Origin of the sequence: Ditibartonella apis, assembly GCF_001952075.1 — a bacterium.
Lineage (GTDB): Bacteria > Pseudomonadota > Alphaproteobacteria > Rhizobiales > Rhizobiaceae > Bartonella > Bartonella apis.
The window spans coordinates 395177-412485 of record NZ_LXYU01000004.1 but is presented as its reverse complement, the minus strand read 5'-3'; the positions used below and the strand labels follow the sequence as shown (position 1 = coordinate 412485).

The window sequence follows — 17309 nt, the reverse complement described above, 5'->3', positions numbered from 1 at the left end:
TGTTGGGGAAAAAGCGAAAGTGCAAATTCCCTGACCTTGGCAGAGCTTTGATAAAAGTTTGAAGTGATCGAGACAATCAATATAATCTATTTATCAAGAAGTCCGATTTTTTGCTTCAAAATATTTTCACCCACTGCGCCGACCAGAACTTCGTTGCCCAAAATATAAGACGGTGTGCCGTTGATATTGAGAGCATAAGCAATTTGACCATTTTCTACAAAAGCTTGCTGAAGCTTTTGATCATTCATGGTCTCACGCAGTTTTTGTTCATCGGCGCCAAGTTTTACAGCAACTTTCATTGCTTTTTCTTCATTCGCACGACCTTCGCTCGTCAACATTTCGGCGTGAAAGGCGGGGTATTTCATTGGCATTAGCTTTAAAAATGCACGTGCAACGATATGTGCTTTTACCGAATCGGGTCCTAATATTGGAAAATCCTTAAGCACAATTCGCAAATCCGGATTGTTGTTTAAAAGTGCCTGAATGTCAGGGTAGGACTTTTTACAATAGCCGCAATTATAATCAAAAAATTCAACGAGCGATACTTTGCCTTTAGGATTACCAATAACAGCATCGTTTGGAGAGTTAAAAATCTCGTCTTTCATTGCCGCTATGGTCGATGTCTGGTTTTCGGCTACTTTTTGAGCTTGCTTTTTATCGAGTGCCTCCTGAACTTCAATCATCACTTCAGGATTTTTAACGAGATAATCTTTTACCACTTCGCGAATATGATCGTCCGACGATTGTTTGTTTAAAGCCTCGCCCACCGCTTTGATGAAACTTTGATCATTGAGAAGCTCACTTTTGATTTCGGCTGCCGACGTAGTGTTGTCGCTAGAGGCAGCAAAACCGGTTTCACTTAACGGAGATAGCAACAGTATCGCCCCCATTGCGCCTGCGCAAATCGAATGATTTTTATTAAAAAACGGTTTAAAAATTTTCATCGTGAGGCTTTCTGTAGATATCATTTCTTTTGTTGCGTTGTATTGAGAATATCTTGTGCACGCAACCACTCGGCTGAACCGGGTGTTAGTTTTTGCATGGCGCGGGTTGCAAAAATGCGGGCTTGCATGCGGTTTCCGCTATAATAATGCATGTCGGCAGTTGCAAGATCGGCAAGTGCAACCTGTCCGCTTCTGCCATAGGCAAGTGCAAGATATCCATATCCTGCGGCAAATTCCGGTTCCTTGGCGATACCATTGCGTATTTCGGTTATCGCTGTCGGGACATTTTTAGGATCATTTGTTAAAAGCAGTGCATGCCCATAGCTCACCTTAAGAAGGCTAGAACCACGCGGGTCGATTTCAGCGGAACGTTTGTAAGCGCTCGCCGCTCCCGCAGGGTCGTTAGCCTTTATCAATGCATCCCCCAACAGTTCCTGAAAATACGGATTTTTGGGTTCATCTTTTATAAGGTCTTTGACTTTCTCGACAGCTACTTTTGGTGAACCACTTTGAACAGCCAATATAGCTTCTCCATAACGCGCCGGAAGTCCCCGCGGATTATCTTTAAACATGCGCCGCAACTCGGTGAAGTGATCAGTATAGGCTGCTATCTTTGCCCGTACCATGTCATGACGTAACTGTAATTCGGGGGAATCCTTTTTGTCATAATAGGGGCTCTGTTTTGCAAGTGTTTCCAAGGCTGCAATACGTTCGCGGGGAAGCGGGTGGCTAACTCTATAAGGGTCAACCTTCGTTCCCGAGAGGGCGAGCGCATTGGAAAAACGTTCGAAAGTAACAAGCATTCCTTTTGTAGACTGACCGGTTGCATTCAGATAGTTGACAGCGGCTCTATCGGCAGCAGCTTCTTCGCTGCGTTGATAGTTAAGCAATGTGCGCATAGCCATTTCGCTACTACCGGCAGCAATACCACCGCCCGCACCGGCGGCAGATGTGTTGCCAGTCGATGCACCGGCTACACCGGCGCCGATACCAAGCAGCATACCGATAACAGCCATTGTTTGCGCACGTTTGATCTGTTCGCGCAAACGTTGTTGGTGACCATTTGCCAAGTGACCCGTTTCGTGGGCGATGACACCGATAAGTTCATTCGGTGTCTCTGCCTGCATCAATGCACCTATATTGACAAACATACGTTGCCCGTCGACAAAAGCATTGAAGCTTTGATCGTTTACGACGATGATTTGTATTTTGTTGCGTATGCCGGCGGCTTTGAAAATCGGCGTTGTGTAATCATAAAGCAATTGTTCGATTTCAGCGTCGCGAATGATCGGTACCGATTGAGATTGGGCTTGCGCAACACCGATAGATGGTGCAAACACCAATAACATAGCCAAGCCGAAGTGAAGAAAGAAAACTATCAATCGTTTTGTAAATGAAAAGACTTTTTGTCTTGAAGTCTGCAACTCTATTTTCATAGATAATCCCCTGAGTGCTCAGAGCATAGATACGATGTCTTTAATGTTCTAGCCACGCCTTTCAGGCTTTTCTACGGCACGTTGTTCGAACTTATATGTTTTTTTATGTGGAGACCAGCATGATTTGTCTATCAAGAAGGAGTAATGTCGATCCTTTTTTTGCAATGGACGTGCTTGCGGCGGCCAATAAAAAAATGAAGGCGGGTGAGCCGGTTATTTCGATGGCAATCGGTCAGCCGGCTGCGCCCTGTCCGGCGCTGGTATTAGAGGCAGCCGGGCGGGCACTGAAAGATGGTCATATCGGCTATACCGATTCGCTTGGCTTGACGGCTTTGCGTGAAAAAATAGCTGCCTATTATGAAGAACATCATAAACTGTCAGTATCCCCGGAACGTGTTGCTGTTACGACCGGATCATCAGCGGCATTCAATCTTGCCTTTTTAGCATTTTTCGATGTGGGTGACAGGGTTGCAATAACGCGTCCAGGCTATCCGGCCTATCGCCATATCATGAAGGCACTTGGACTTGAGGTTGTAGAGATTGATACCGGTGGAAGCGGTCTTCCTGATTTAAAAATGCTTGAAGAAACACAATCACATTCGCCACTGAAAGGTATTTTGTTTGCCTCTCCGAGTAATCCGACCGGTGCGTCACTTAAACCGGAAGAGTTGAAAAATATTATCGAATTCTGTCACGACCATAATATTACAGTGATTGCCGATGAAATTTATCATCGACTAAATTTTTCGGCTCCAGACGTGACGGCATTATCTTTTAGTGACGACGTCACCGTCATCAATTCGTTTTCCAAATATTACTGTATGACGGGATGGCGTGTTGGCTGGATGGTGTTGCCGGAAAATGCGGTAAGGTCGGTCGAGCGGATATCTCAGAATCTCTATATTTCGGCACCTGAACTTTCACAAATAGCTGCAATTTCCGCCTTCGATGCGACATCCGAACTTGAAAAAATAAAAGATAGTTATCGCATTAATCGTGAACATTTAACAAAAACTCTGCCCGCATTGGGTTTGACGTTGCTGGCACCGATGGATGGCGCTTTTTACGCCTATTGCGATATTTCCAAATTCAGCAACGATAGCACAGAGTTTGCCCGCAAAATGCTTGAAGAAACCAATGTGGCTGCAACGCCGGGTATAGATTTCGATACATTGGAGGGAAAGCGTACAATGCGCTTTTCTTACGCGGGTGCACCGAAAGCAATAGACGAGGCGTTAGTGCGGCTTGATAAGTGGTTGCGCTAAGGAATTTTTCGACGGAAAAAACAGGAATATCCTGAAATATGTCAATTTACGAAAGGGCAGAAAAGCCGAAATTTGCGGTTGCGCCGATGCTTGATTGGACCGATCGGCATTGCCGCTATTTTCACCGTTTGCTGACAAAACACTCTCTGCTTTATACGGAAATGGTGGTTGCGGATGCCGCAATTTTCGGTGACAGAGAGCGGCTTTTGAAGTTTGACGAATGCGAACATCCAGTGGCTTTACAATTAGGCGGATCTTCGCCCGGTAAGCTCGCAGAAGCCGCGAAAATCGGCGCCGGTTTCGGCTATGATGAAATCAATCTCAACGTCGGTTGCCCTTCGGATCGCGTGCAATCGGGTGCGTTTGGTGCGTGCCTTATGTTGGAGCCCGATCTTGTTGGAAAAATCGTTGAAAAAATGAAACGGGCTGTTTCAATTCCGGTTACTGTAAAATGTCGCATTGGCGTTGACGAGCAGGATGTTCAAGTCGCTCTTGATAATTTGAGTGCAGCAGCATGGCAAAACGGCGCGGATGCATTGTGGGTTCATGCACGAAAAGCATGGCTTCAAGGCTTGAGCCCAAAAGAAAATCGTGACGTACCGCCGCTTGATTATCAACGCGTTTATGATTTGAAGCTGAAAAATCAAAGTCATTTCATCGGGATAAACGGTGGTATTCAAACAATAGATAAAGCAGCTTGCCATTTGGAACATGTCGATGGAGTGATGGTCGGGCGCTATGTCTATCAAAATCCTTCATCTCTTCGCGAAGTTGACGCGAAAATTTATCATGATGATCGGGCTCCGCTTGATGACGGTTCGGTTATTGAGGCAATGTGCGAATATATTGATCGCTATATCATGAATGGCGGCAAGCTTTCCAACGTCACCCGCCATATGATAGGGCTATTTTCCGGCCGTAAAGGTGCCAGAAAATGGCGGCAGACACTTTCCACCGAAGCCAATCGGGAAAATGCTCAGTCATCCATTTTACGTGAAGCTTATTCGTATATCGAATAGTTTAATCAAGTGGAATTTTCATTCAGGCTCCATTTTTTTAATGCAAAAATGTACCCGTTCGACCAGTTCAATCGACCAGAATGAGCCGGTCTCCGCGCACCGAGTAACCGGTAAGGCGATCAAGAAAGCTCATGCCCAATAAACTTCCTGAAAGGTCACCGGGACGGCTAACTAGCGCTCGTACATTGCTGCGTTCGATATCACCTATTTTGAGATTATCAATAATAATAGGCGCGGCATTCGTACTGCCATTTGCAGTCTCGACCGGTATATTAAATCCTAATCTTCCAACATCAATATTTGCAGCAATTGCATCGTCATAGGTTAGAACAACAGCAGAAGCACCCGTGTCGATCGTGAGGCTCAATGTCTTACCGTTAACAGCTGCGCTTGTTAGAAAATGTCCATTTGCGGAACGTTCGAGGCTAACGGTTTTGCCGTTTTCACTGTAGCGCGTAACAGGACTTCCTGGAATAATGCCGCCAGTTACACGATATGCGAGATCCTGTATTTCGTAACGCAGACTATAGCCACACATGAGGGCGAATATAATAACGCACCATATTGCAATATTTCGTGCAGCATCGGCCAACTTTATCTTTGATCCCAACAAAGCAGAGGTTGCTGCTAGTCCCCATATTCCATAATAACCGAGATTGGCAATCTTGTCGGTTGTTGCATTGGGCGCACTATCGCTAAATGCAAGCAGCAAAATGATAATTAAAGCGGCGGTAGAGATAATAAGCCAGAATGGTTTCATGGTGCTTTCTCTCCAGTCAATCAGGGATAGCAACAGTTAACCGACAAGGCTTGTTATTGCCAATAATATAATTGTCAGGCACTGCTCGACAGCACCTAAAGTATCGCCGGTATAGCCGCCAATGCGTTTCTCACACTCCAGTGTAAAGACATAAATAAACAAGAATGAAGCGACAATGGAAATTATTATCCAGCTGAAACAGAAAAAGCAAAGGCCTGTAATCAGCAGAATGACACCCGAAACAATCAATGATTTGCGCCCAACCTCGATTGATGGTTCACCCGCGGCGGCGGCTGTGCCGTTTTTGCGTGCGAGTGGAAGCCTTGTCCAGAACCAGACCATGCCGCCACGGCTTACCGCTTCACACACCATTAAAGCAATGATTGCACCATAGAGGCCAAGATTTATCTCGATTGAACCGACAAGCGCTATTTTTGAAAGTACGGCGAAAGTCAAAGCCAATGTACCATAGGTACCGTTACGCGAGTCTTTCATAATCGCCAGGCGATCTTCTTTCGATTTCGCGACAAAAAAGGCGTCGGCTACATCTGCCAATCCATCTTCATGAAGTGCACCGGTGAGCATTGTTGTGAAGAGAACGCAGAAAACCGCTGAGACCCATATATTCAAGCCGATAAAGTGGGCAAATGCCAGACACAATCCTGATAGAAGGCCGATAATCAAACCGGCAATCGGAAAATAATGTGCCTCGCTAGAAATTGAATGCTGGAGCGAAAACCAATGACTTTTTACGGGTAAACGCGTGAGAAAGCCTAATGCGCGCATCAATGGGCCAAGAAAATCGCTCAAGATTTCTCTTACTCCTGTTAAAGTGATTTTAAATTGCTTATAGAACAGTTCTTGATGAGATTCTATTTGTTCATTTTGTTTGAAGGGTGTTTCCGTGACCGCTTCCAGTCCTTTTGATGATTTTCGTGCTTTATTGAACAGTTTGCCTGATCCGGACGAAAACGCCATAAAACTGGCGAGGAAACGTCAGTCGGAACTCACAAAGCCGGAAGGCTCGCTGGGAAGGCTTGAAGACATTGCGCTTTGGTATGCGGGATGGAGAGGGAAAGAAAAACCTATTGTCACACGTCCTCTGGTCGCGGTGTTTGCCGGAAACCATGGCGTGACAGATGAAAATGTTACACCGGTTCCCCGCGTGGTCACCCAGCAGATGGTCGAAAATTTCGCTGCCGGTGGCGCTGCGATCAATCAAATATGTGTCGCTTATGATCTTGGCTTGAAAATATTTGATCTTGCTCTGGATTATCCCACGATGGATATCACCAAAGATGCGGCGATGGATATGCGTGGTGCTGCCGCAACAATGGCATTCGGTATGGAATCAATTGCGGGCGGCACCGATTTATTGTGCTTGGGCGAAATGGGGATAGGCAATACAACAATTGCCTCGGCAATTTCTCTTGCACTTTATGGTGGTAAGGCCGAAGAATGGACAGGGCCCGGCACAGGTTCCAAAGGTGATTATTATCGGCGCAAAATTGCGGCTGTAAAAAAAGCTGTCGAACTTCATAAAGATCATCTTGATGACCCGTTCGAGGTTATGCGACGTCTCGGCGGGCGTGAAATAGCAGCTATGATGGGCGCTATTCTTGCAGCTCGAATGGAAAAAATTCCCGTTATTCTCGACGGGTTTGTGGTGACTGCTGCAGCAGCTCTTTTACATAAAATAAATCCACATGCGCTTGATCATTGCATAGCAGGCCATGTTTCGGCTGAACCGGCACATCGCCGCCTGTTGGATAAAATAGGCAAAAAACCGCTTCTCGACCTCGGGATGCGATTGGGTGAGGGGACGGGCGCTGCAATTGCTGCAGGTGTTGTAAAAGCAGCTGTGCTCACCCACTCACAAATGGCAACATTCGAGCAAGCCGGAATTAAAATCTGATAGGCTCTCTTTTATACAGCCTTTAGTTTCATTTGATTCCGCTATTGTTCTTGCCAAGGAGCGACGGAAGCGGAAGCTTCTACAGTTTTGTCGTCAATTGTTGCGAGTGCATCAATGAAAAGTGGTACAAAAGTGCCGGGGCCTTTGGCGGTGCGGCCGGCAAGTGTGCCTGCGGCTGAAAAGGTTGAAAAAGCTTTGACTGCTGCGTCGAACGGCTTGTCAGGTGCAAGTGCAACAAATGCTCCTGTCACACAAGTAAGCGCACATCCGCAAGCAGAAACTTTCGACATCAGGCTATTTCCGCCTGCAATCAATACGTGCCGATTTCCATCAGTGATAAAATCACTTTTGCCGGACATGGCAATAACTGCCTTTGTCTTTTGGGCTGCCGCTATCGCAGCATAAAAACTATTTGCACCATCGTCTTGGCTGTCAACTCCGTGAGCTGTAGTTGTCGAGGTAAGGGCAATGATTTCAGAGGCATTGCCTTTTATAATACGGGGGGACAAAGTGAGAAGATGTGCTGTAGCATTCGTCCGGAAAGACGTTGCAAAATGCGCTACGGGATCGAACACAACCGGCTTGCCCAATACTTTCGCTCGCTCCATTACGAGTCGCATGCCTGCGTATTTTTCAAGTGTTAATGTGCCGATATTTGTTGTAACAGCATCAGCATTATCGACGAACTCGGCTGCTTCATCGGGCGCAAAGGACATAACCGGTGATGCTCCAACGGCATTGAGCACATTGGCACAGAAATTCATTGCAACTTCATTGGTTATACATTGAATGAGAGGGCATTTTTCCCTCAATTTCAGAAGACTGATGCGTTTATCGAACTCGAATAACATTTTTAAAGATGATTCACTTCCTTTTCGATCATCATATAATCAAGTGGCAGCTCTGTTGTATATTTTATCTGTTCCATCGCAAATGCTGAAGACACATCCCTGATATCAATTTTAGCGATAAGTTTTTTGTAAAAAACATCATAGGCAGCGATATCAGGGACGACCACGCGTAGCAAATAATCCACGTCGCCACTCATCCGGTAAAATTCCACAACTTCGGGAAAAGCGTGAACGACTTCTGAAAACCTTTTCAGCCATTCATGATTATGGGCGCCGGTTCTAACCGAAACGAAAACTGTGACCCGGGTATTGACCTTCTCTGGTGATAGAATTGCGACGCGGCGTTGAATCACCCCGTCTTCTTCCAGTTTTTGTATACGCCGCCAACAAGGTGTAGTAGAAAGACCCACTTTTTTGGCAATATCTGCAACGGCAAGCGTTGCGTCCTCTTGCAAGAGACGAAGAATTTTCCTATCAAGACGATCCATTATCGCATCCAAAAAAAATTAATAAAACAAGCTTTCAATTCTATATATAGAAAATAAATTCTTTTTAATAGCAATAAATAAAAATTATTCTACAATTTATCGAATGTAGGTATCCACCAGTCTTTTAAGCGTGGGTAGTAATTCACGTTCAAACCAAGGATTACATTTAATCCAATGAGTATTTCTCCATGACGGGTGGGGGATAGGAAGAACGTGATATCCCCTTGGCTGCGTTATTGAGAGAATATTTTTCCAGTTTTTAACGGTATCGGTAACCGATTTTTCTTCAAGATTGGAAATGTGATATTTCTGGGCATAGCCACCTATTGCGATAACCAGTTCTACTTGCGGCATTAACTTGAACACACGCTCGTGCCAGGTCAATTTACATTCTTTTCTCGGTGGAAGGTCGCTTTTCGATTTGCTGTAACCGGGAAAACAGAATCCCATTGGTATGATGGCAAATTTATTTTTGTCGTAAAAGCTGTCGCGGTCCACGCCGAGCCATTCTCGCAAGCGGTCTCCTGAAGGATCATTAAAAGGTATGCCGGTTTTATGAACGCGCATACCCGGAGCTTGTCCTGCTATGACAATGCGAGCCGTGGACGAAAGATAGGCCACAGGTCGAGGTTCCTGTGGAAGTCGTGGTAAGAACAGCGGTTTATCGTAGCAAATGCGACAGGCCGAAATCTGTTTTTCCAAACGCGTGATTTCTTGAGAGTTTGTTTGAAGTTCCTTTGTCATAATTGCAATATGAGCCAATCAGGATATTCCTTCAATGATTACACTCACGCGTTCACGAAAAAACGACCATCGGATATGAAGATTGTCAAATATAATGTCAGCCAGCTGAATTAAAAATGAATCGCTGAGTGAAAACGTAAGAAAATATTGATCACATAATTTTAATAAATTAAATAATCATCAAATGATATCAAATAAAAATGTAATTTTATATAGTGTTTATTATAAAAATAAAAATATTTATAATAATAAATTTTGTTAATTCACTATAGCATTGAATTTCTTGGAAAATAACAACGGTAGTTTGGGGGGATAAGGATAAGTCTTAAAACGAGTCGATAAACATCTATGATCAAAACTTGCAAAGCCAGTCACGTTAACAAAGAAGATTATGTACAATGTCAGTCAATCACCGGTTCTCTGTGGCCGTGGCGCTAACTCGGCCGCAAGTTGTGAGAGAATAAAAACAATAGATTGAATTGCTATTTGAAGACGTTCCTATCGTTATAAAAGGCATGTTCTATTAGAAAATGCTTCAATTGGGTACAGCGATAACTGTATCGATATGTTTTGATTTCTTTGAAATACCACTTGGTTCAGGCTCGAAAGAATCAACGAGGATGGGCGCGTCGCCAAGTGTGAGGCCATTCGAACGAACCAGCCCATATGCCCAGTTTTTGTTTACGTGCATCCGCTTCTTCCTGCTTATAATCGTAATAACTGACCGCCCAGCCATCTTTCACCATTTCGCGGTTCAAGTCATGGTCTCCGGCGCGACATTTAGCCAATAGACGATCGAATTTATCTCTTTTTGTTGACGTGCAACTGATTTCATTTCCACCGATCAATGCTGCAAGATGTTGTTTGGCCATTTCACCACAAGGGTAGGAGGCACCGTCTTTGTCACAAAATTGGTGAAGTTCCGGAGCATCAATCCCTAAAAGGCGGACTTTTTGTCCATCAAGATGGAGGGAATCACCATCTGAGAGTTGTGTTTTCCCGCGGATGATTTCGACCTTTTCAGGTTGATAGGAAGGTTCGTCTTGAACGACAGATTTCTTCATATCGGAAAAATAAAGATAGGCGGCAATGGCAACGACCGCCAATGCCGTTACAATATCCACTAAATTGATATTTCGACGCATCATGGATTTTGTTGTTCATGTTTTGAAAAAACTGGAAGAGAACTTTTCAAAACAGGATTTTAACTGATCGGTACCATGACATGTTTTTTATAGCCCGGCCGCGCCTGCAATTTTTGGTACCAAGCCTCGACATTGCTGAATTTGTTTTTGCGTGGCAATTCCATTGCATAATAATAATATACAAAAACACCCGGAATAATATCGCCAATGCCCAAGTTTTCACCGGAAAGAAAAGGCTGTTTCTTTAATTCACCATCCATGATGGATAGCCCTTTTTCAAACTTTTCAACGCTATCAGTTACTTTTTGTTGATCGCGTTTTTCCGGTGCAAGACGCACGACATTCATAAGAAGATCGACAAACGGGTTAAACAACGTTGCCATTGTCCAATCCATCCATTTTTCAGCTGCGGCTCGTTTGCCGCAATCTTCAATCCACAACACCCCTTTGCCATAACGGGCGGCGAGGTAACGTACGATTGTGTTGGATTCCCAAAGAACCAAGTCGTCGTCCTTAATAGTGGGAACCAAGCCATTCGGATTGAGTGCTAAAAATTCGGGTGTATCCAATCCGCCATACGGGCCACCAGCTTTTATGAACTGATAGTCGAGCCCGATTTCTTCGAGTGTCCAAAGAACTTTTTTTACATTGCTGGACGTAGGGCGTCCCCACAGTACGAGCATTCTATGCCTCTTGTTTGTGTTCGAGTTTCATATGGTCAACAATGAAATCTGCAATTGCTTGTACATCATCAATATTGAAATACGGCAAATGCTTTTCTTCCACCGGCTTATCCGATGCAATAGCGACAATATGAGGATCCGATTTGTTAAGGGGTTCGCCAACTTTCCCGCCGGTACGACGAACTTCCAACTTGTCGTGGCTATCCCGCTTGTATCCCTCGACAATCACAAGATCACAGGGGGATAAAAGCTCGAGAATTCTTGAGAGCGGAGTTTCTTCTTCCGCTTTGTTTTCATGAATGAGTGCAAAGCGCCTTGAAGATACAACAGCGACTTCCTGAGCACCGGATTTGCGATGACGCCATGAATCGGTATTTTCATGGTCAATATCGAAATCATGATGTGCATGTTTGACCGTTGAAATTTTGTAACCGCGTGAGGTCAACTCTTCGACAAGGCGTACAACCATTGTCGTTTTTCCATTGTTTTTCCAGCCGGTTACGCCAAATACTTTAAGCTTTGGTTTCATTTTTTATCCCGAATTTATCCTGTAAATATTGATAATCTTCCGGCGTGTTGACGTTGAAGAATGCACCTTCAGAATAGAGATTGTCAAACCGCACTATAGACACATTATGAGCAAAAGCGAATGATCGAATACTTTTATTTTCAGCACCTTTCAAGAATTCGAAAAGATCGGATCTGAGGTTCGTTGGCCAAAGTGCAAATGTCGGTTGGAGACCGGAAGGTGTAGAGGCCATCCTCAACGTGGTGTTTTTGTCAATATCCGACGTGATTCTCACAAAAAACTCTTCCGGTATAATCGGACAATCTACGGGCATTGTCAGAACGAAATCGTAGTTATTTGCAAAAGCATAATTAATACCCGCGTAAACGCCTGCAAGCGGGCCTCCATAACGGATTTCTGCGGGGTCTTCGAGAACCGGAATAGGTTCAAACGCGTCGAGACTATAAGTGTTCGAGCTGATGGCAATCGGAAAACCGCGGTTTTTGAAAGTCTCGATCTGGTTTTGAATGAGGCTTTTTCCGTCAAATTCAAGCCCCGCTTTATCCCGCCCCATGCGAGACGAATGTCCGCCTGCCAATATCAATCCTAAAATTTTCATAGATTCAACTCGGAAATCTTATCCTAACTACGTTGATCAAGACCAGAACGTAAAATCCGATAATCAGGTTTTTATCGAATGTGTCATTCTCTAAAAATAACATCCAATTGCACCGCTATCTTTTTCGGATACCAATTCTAGAAGATGAATGGGGTAAAGTCGATAAAAATACCGCGTAACTGTCATTGACCTCCAACATTATCAGCGACGTCAATTTTTTTAAAAACAGGTAAAAGCCAACAATATCAGCGGGGTATCCGGAACGAACCGAATGAGCTTTTTCGATTAACGTTCCATAAGAAAATCACCGGAAATTCAATAAAGGCGTATTTAACATGGATCAAAATTAGTTTTGCACCGATTTGTGACAATTGATCTTTATAAGAATTGTGCTGCTTCAGGCAATTAAAATCTCGGTAGGCGTGCCACAAATCGGCATAGAATTTTTTTTAATTGTCGCCGTTCGTTTAAGAGCTTGGTTACGAAAATCTTTTAAAAGATTTTTGTAATTTCTCGGATACCCCAGACCATGTTTCAAAAACGCATTTCGCGCCTCATTATTATGTTTTTTGCCAGTTCGGTCCTTTATGCCTCCCCATATTATGGTGTGGAGCAGGCTGCTGCGATCAATAATTTGATGGAGCTCTTCAGCAAAAAACAGAAACCTGCGCCCGTACTTGAAATGCAACCCGAGGTGGGTCATCAGTCCGATACGCAAGGCAAAGCAGTTAAAAAATCCCAAAACACTGTGCCCGGTACCCCCCAAGGTGCACCTGCGAAAAAAAATAATATCGATTTGACCAACCGTGTAACTGCCGCGAGCCCGAAAACTTTTAACTATAGGCCTGAACGCCTTGTTCCGGTAGAGTTCTCGAATATTGATTTTATTGAAACAAATTCGACGATGAAATCGGCAGGTCCAGCCCGATTGCCATTGTCAGAGCCTTATAACGTTATTCTGGAAGGCGTTAATTCAGGGCAAAATACCGATATAGACCAATCTTTAAAATCGGATTTTTCTCATATTGATGTAAAGATAGAAGACTCGCTTGCCGATTCAGTGACCAGACATTACGTGAATAAGCCCGATCTCATGTGGTCTGTAGCGGGCGAAGTTACTGACAAAGCCAGAGACGTGATGCGCTTTTTGGCTAGAGTCGACGAGGACGGGTTGGAGCCACAGGATTATTTTGTAAAGCTACCAGATGAAAATCTTGTGGGCGAAGAACGCAATCTTGCATTCACCAATTTTGATGTCGCTCTGACAAGCCGCGTCCTTCGTTACATTCAAGACGCATCGAATGGTCGTATTATCGCCGATCGTCTCTCGCCGTTTCATGATTTACCACGTCGCCAGATCGATTTCGAAAGAGAATTGGGCAGATTGGCAACAAGTGAAAATCCTGTCGCCGATTTAGAGGCTTACCTGCCACAATCCGATTCATACAAAGCATTGAAACATGCTCTGGCGCAAATGCCGAAGAGCGACCATGCAGACAATGTGAAAATATCATTCAAGACGGTCATTAAACCCGGTGAAACGAACGAGGACTTGCCGCTCTTTACGAGTCTGCTTCTGAAACGGGCACCGTCCGGTTATCTCTCCGATCATAAAATGAAGTTGGAAAGGTTTCTGCAAGAAACCAGCTATAATGGGCAATTGGTAGATTGTGTCAGAGACTATCAAAAATTCGTTGGCAAAACGGCGGATGGTGTTATCGGGCCCGCAACGGTTGCAACCTTGGCAAACAATACTGTTGAAATAAAAAGACAGAAAATTATTGATTCGATGGAACGATTGCGCTGGCTTCCGCACGACTTCGGTTCCCGTTATGTGTTCATCAATCAGGCAGCGTACAGAGGGCAATATGTCGAAAACAACGCAGTCAAACTTGATATGAAAGTTGTGGTTGGTAGCCCTCAAAGACAAACCTATTTTTTCTATGACAAAATAAGACTGGTTACATTCAATCCGTCTTGGGGCGTGCCCCATTCGATAGTTGTCAATGAAATGCTCCCGCGTATCATGCAGGACTCAAGTTATCTGCAACGCAACAATTATGAGCTTTATGATAGTTCGGGCAGAGTGGTTTCAGCATCATCAGTCAATTGGCAACAAGTAGCTAACAAAGGACGCGGAATCAGTATTCGCCAGACACCGGGGAAGAACAATGCTCTTGGCGAACTCAAAATACTTTTTCCAAACAAGCATGATATCTATCTTCACGACACGCCCAATAAGACAGCTTTTTCGCGCGACATGCGTGCTCTAAGTCACGGATGTGTGCGTCTTGAATATCCGCGGGAAATGGCAGCAGCAGTACTCGGCAAAAATGTTGATGATCTGAAGCCTTATTTTGCAAAAGGCGAGCGGAGCTTGTCATTAAGTGAACCTGTTCCGGTTTACCTCACCTATTTTACTGCCTGGCCAGATCTGAAAAGTGGCAAGATTAATTATTATGATGATATTTACGGCCGTGACGAGTTGATGGCGGGTGCCGCTACAAAAACAGAGTCAGTCCGAAAATCGGACATTTAGACACCATAAAATTCCGACTTTTGTAAATAGTGTGCCGACTATTTCGACAGCCACTTTCAATACAGCTAAAAAGGAATAGCCCCGACTGAACGTGGCCAAACATGGCTCGTTCAACTGACAAGTTTAAGTGTAAGTTACATATCCTTTAAATCGTCGGGATTGTTGTCGGTTCAGATCTAAGCATGTGGATATTGTTTTATACGACCACTTTCGCAATTGCAATTGCTTTCATGTTTTTTCCCGTCCTTGAAAAACATCTTTATAGCGCAACTCAAAAAATGCCATGATGAATTTGAAACAAAGTGTGTTTGACCTAGTGCATGGTAAGATTTATTCGGGAATAAAATCGCTAGGCCTATTTTCTCAAAAGCGAGGCTGTTTTCTCCAACTTTTGTAAATGGCGCTTTCTTGCGCTTATTCCATAGGGCATATTAAGCGGGTTTGGAGGATGCTTTTGAATGAACGTATAAAGTTGTTAGTAAAGAGATAGTTGCTCTTCACAGTCGAAATTATCTCTTGCTAGCAATATCGGGTTGGCATCTGCAATAATATCTTACGGTAAAAATCATATCGCCTGAGTGAGCTTTTTATAACTGTCAGAAACACTTTACCCGACGAGACTCTTCGTGATATCGGAGATGCGCCAAGCAACACGTTAATGTGTGAATGTAAATGACTATCCGGATAGGGACGACTGAGCCAAGCTCACTGTCAACCATCACGAAAAAACAAATAAAAAAGCCGCTTCGTTAAAAAGAAGCGGCTTTTTTTGTACTAAAAAAACAATTATTTAATTTTGGTTTCTTTGAACTCGACATGCTTTTTGGCAATCGGGTCATATTTACGTTTTGTCATCTTTTCTGTCATTGTACGGCTATTTTTCTTTGTAACGTAGAAAAAGCCGGTATCTGCAGTCGACAAAAGCTTGATTTTAATGGATGCTGCTTTAGCCATAATTAAGGATCCTGTTCCTGAATATAAATTCACCACCTTCAAACCGGACGGACATATTCCGGCGCAAGTGGATTTTGCCGCGACACTAAGGATGTTATACAAAAAGTCAAGAGCGGATTAGCTTTAACACCACTCTTGAGACCACTAAAATAATATAAAGTCCGAAAAATGTAGCCATTGTGTCTGAAAAGCCAAAGGGCGGAAAAATATCCATGGCTTTACCGATGGCTGTTGGTCCTATAAGCATCCCGATGCCGTAGCAGAAAATAAACGCCGAGTTGGCGGCTGCAAGCTCGAAACCTTTCAGCCTTGAGCCTAGTTGAGCAAGACCGATCGTATAAAGTCCGGCAGAGACGCCGCCGAGAATAAATAGGTCGAGTGTCAACATCCATTTTACATTGGCAATCCAGGGAATCAACAAGGTGCCAATCAAGCCGATGATTGCGCATCCCGTTAACGGATAACGACGGTCGGTCACAAAATCGCTAATAATGCCAATCGGAATAAGCAGCAGCACATTTCCCAATGCTAGAACGGACATGAATTTTGCCGCTTCGCCTTCGCTATAACCGAGATTGAGACTGAATGGTGTGATCAGTGTTAAGGCACCCATCTGTATGGCGCCGTATACGAGAACTGCCATTGTGGAACTCGGGACAGCAAAAATATATCTGAAAAATGCGACATGATCGCTATCTTTGAATTGCGGGCTCAAGTTCCAGGCAACGATGATCGGTATTGCAGCAATAGCAATCAGAAAGCAGGCGGTACCGAATGGCGTGAATCCCTGACTACCAACATGGGCTAGAAGAGTAGGGCCGATAGTAAAACCGAGACCCAGTGTAATTGCATAGATAGCAAGAATCGTGGCGCGTTTTGCAGGTGGCGCGGAACTGTTTATCCAGAATTCGGATAGAACGAACATCACGGTGATTGCAAAATGCAGGGTGAAGCGCAAAATAAACCAGATGACAATCGATTGGAAATAATAAAAACCTAAAAAACTTGCACATCCGACGGCCATCATTGTCAGAATTGAACGTGCAACGCCGAGTTTTTTTGCAATGCGGGCGCTAAAGACCGCCGCGATTATTGTGGCAATACCACCTACTGTACCACTATAGCCGATGACACTGCTGGAGAAACCTCGTGCGGCCATCAGGATTGAAATAAGCTGCGTTCCCAATCCCAAAGCTATTCCAACAGCGCCGATTGTTGCTGTTGCAGCTGAAATCGCGCGCCAGGGCTTTGCATTCTGAGAGGATGAATCGGATTGCATCATGGACTATTCTGTCATCACTCATATAGGCTTTGCAGAGGAGTTTTCTGCTTGAAGTAACTTTATTGGATTTCGGCAAGTGCGTTAAATGCCATTTATGCTGGATAAGTTTTAAAATTTAGAATGCTTACAGATTTATCCACTCCTACACTTCAAGTCA

Annotated in this window: 17 protein-coding genes; 4 read left to right on the top strand and 13 right to left on the bottom strand. The window is 44.2% G+C overall.

Annotation, left to right across the window (positions count from 1 at the left end):
* Positions 1-86: 86 nt before the first annotated feature.
* Both PEB0122_RS10940 and PEB0122_RS10935 read right to left on the bottom strand, forming a co-directional pair.
* Entirely contained in the window at positions 87-944 is an 858-nt protein-coding gene (locus tag PEB0122_RS10940) for a DsbA family protein (protein ID WP_075917233.1), read from the bottom strand.
* 20 nt (positions 945-964) lie between these two features.
* A complete protein-coding gene (locus PEB0122_RS10935; protein WP_083650323.1) occupies positions 965-2380 on the bottom strand; it encodes a M48 family metalloprotease in 1416 nt (471 codons plus the stop codon).
* A 119-nt stretch (positions 2381-2499) separates the two neighbouring features.
* On the opposite strand from PEB0122_RS10935, the gene PEB0122_RS10930 reads away from it, so the two are divergent.
* Both PEB0122_RS10930 and dusA read left to right on the top strand, forming a co-directional pair.
* Positions 2500-3645 carry a pyridoxal phosphate-dependent aminotransferase gene (locus tag PEB0122_RS10930; protein WP_075917231.1) on the top strand — a complete coding sequence of 382 codons (1146 nt, stop codon included), beginning with the start codon at positions 2500-2502 and terminating at the stop codon, positions 3643-3645.
* 38 nt (positions 3646-3683) lie between these two features.
* Positions 3684-4664, top strand: a complete 981-nt coding sequence (gene dusA / locus PEB0122_RS10925) for a tRNA dihydrouridine(20/20a) synthase DusA (RefSeq protein ID WP_075917178.1) — start codon at positions 3684-3686, stop codon at positions 4662-4664.
* Positions 4665-4731: 67 nt separating this feature from the next.
* Here the strand turns inward: dusA and PEB0122_RS10920 are convergent, their stop codons facing one another.
* Positions 4732-5424, bottom strand: a complete 693-nt coding sequence (locus PEB0122_RS10920; protein ID WP_075870548.1) for a TIGR02281 family clan AA aspartic protease — start codon at positions 5422-5424, stop codon at positions 4732-4734.
* Between the two features lie 36 nt (positions 5425-5460).
* Entirely contained in the window at positions 5461-6234 is a 774-nt protein-coding gene (cobS, locus tag PEB0122_RS10915; protein ID WP_225867847.1) for an adenosylcobinamide-GDP ribazoletransferase, read from the bottom strand.
* 94 nt (positions 6235-6328) lie between these two features.
* Here cobS and cobT point away from each other — a divergent pair, with 94 nt between their 5' ends.
* Positions 6329-7339 (top strand): nicotinate-nucleotide--dimethylbenzimidazole phosphoribosyltransferase, encoded by a 1011-nt coding sequence (cobT, locus tag PEB0122_RS10910; protein WP_075870870.1) that lies wholly within the window; start codon positions 6329-6331, stop codon positions 7337-7339.
* Positions 7340-7380: 41 nt separating this feature from the next.
* Here the strand turns inward: cobT and thiM are convergent, their stop codons facing one another.
* From thiM to PEB0122_RS10875, 7 genes are all read right to left on the bottom strand, one after another.
* Positions 7381-8190 (bottom strand): hydroxyethylthiazole kinase, encoded by an 810-nt coding sequence (gene thiM, locus PEB0122_RS10905; RefSeq protein WP_075917177.1) that lies wholly within the window; start codon positions 8188-8190, stop codon positions 7381-7383.
* A gap of 2 nt (positions 8191-8192) precedes the next feature.
* Positions 8193-8678 (bottom strand): Lrp/AsnC family transcriptional regulator, encoded by a 486-nt coding sequence (locus PEB0122_RS10900; protein ID WP_075870551.1) that lies wholly within the window; start codon positions 8676-8678, stop codon positions 8193-8195.
* Between the two features lie 96 nt (positions 8679-8774).
* Positions 8775-9422: a uracil-DNA glycosylase family protein gene (locus PEB0122_RS10895; RefSeq protein WP_075870552.1), complete on the bottom strand. Its 648-nt coding sequence runs from the start codon at positions 9420-9422 to the stop codon at positions 8775-8777.
* Between the two features lie 611 nt (positions 9423-10033).
* On the bottom strand, positions 10034-10570 hold the full coding sequence (locus PEB0122_RS10890) for a thermonuclease family protein (RefSeq protein ID WP_075917176.1): 537 nt from the start codon (positions 10568-10570) through the stop codon (positions 10034-10036).
* 56 nt (positions 10571-10626) lie between these two features.
* Positions 10627-11250: a glutathione S-transferase family protein gene (locus PEB0122_RS10885; protein ID WP_075870554.1), complete on the bottom strand. Its 624-nt coding sequence runs from the start codon at positions 11248-11250 to the stop codon at positions 10627-10629.
* Between the two features lies 1 nt (position 11251).
* On the bottom strand, positions 11252-11779 hold the full coding sequence (gene mobB / locus PEB0122_RS10880; RefSeq protein ID WP_075917175.1) for a molybdopterin-guanine dinucleotide biosynthesis protein B: 528 nt from the start codon (positions 11777-11779) through the stop codon (positions 11252-11254).
* A complete protein-coding gene (locus PEB0122_RS10875; RefSeq protein ID WP_075917174.1) occupies positions 11763-12377 on the bottom strand; it encodes a molybdenum cofactor guanylyltransferase in 615 nt (204 codons plus the stop codon). Before PEB0122_RS10875 ends, mobB begins: the two co-directional genes overlap by 17 nt.
* 529 nt (positions 12378-12906) lie before the next feature.
* Between PEB0122_RS10875 and PEB0122_RS10870 the strand changes: the two genes are divergently transcribed.
* On the top strand, positions 12907-14916 hold the full coding sequence (locus PEB0122_RS10870; protein ID WP_083650321.1) for a L,D-transpeptidase family protein: 2010 nt from the start codon (positions 12907-12909) through the stop codon (positions 14914-14916).
* Positions 14917-15702: 786 nt separating this feature from the next.
* On the opposite strand, the gene rpmG is transcribed toward PEB0122_RS10870, so the two are convergent.
* Both rpmG and PEB0122_RS10860 read right to left on the bottom strand, forming a co-directional pair.
* A complete protein-coding gene (gene rpmG, locus PEB0122_RS10865) occupies positions 15703-15870 on the bottom strand; it encodes a 50S ribosomal protein L33 (RefSeq protein ID WP_075870557.1) in 168 nt (55 codons plus the stop codon).
* A 106-nt stretch (positions 15871-15976) separates the two neighbouring features.
* Complete coding sequence (locus tag PEB0122_RS10860; protein ID WP_075870558.1) at positions 15977-17152, bottom strand: MFS transporter; 1176 nt, start codon at positions 17150-17152, stop codon at positions 15977-15979.
* Positions 17153-17309: the final 157 nt, after the last annotated feature.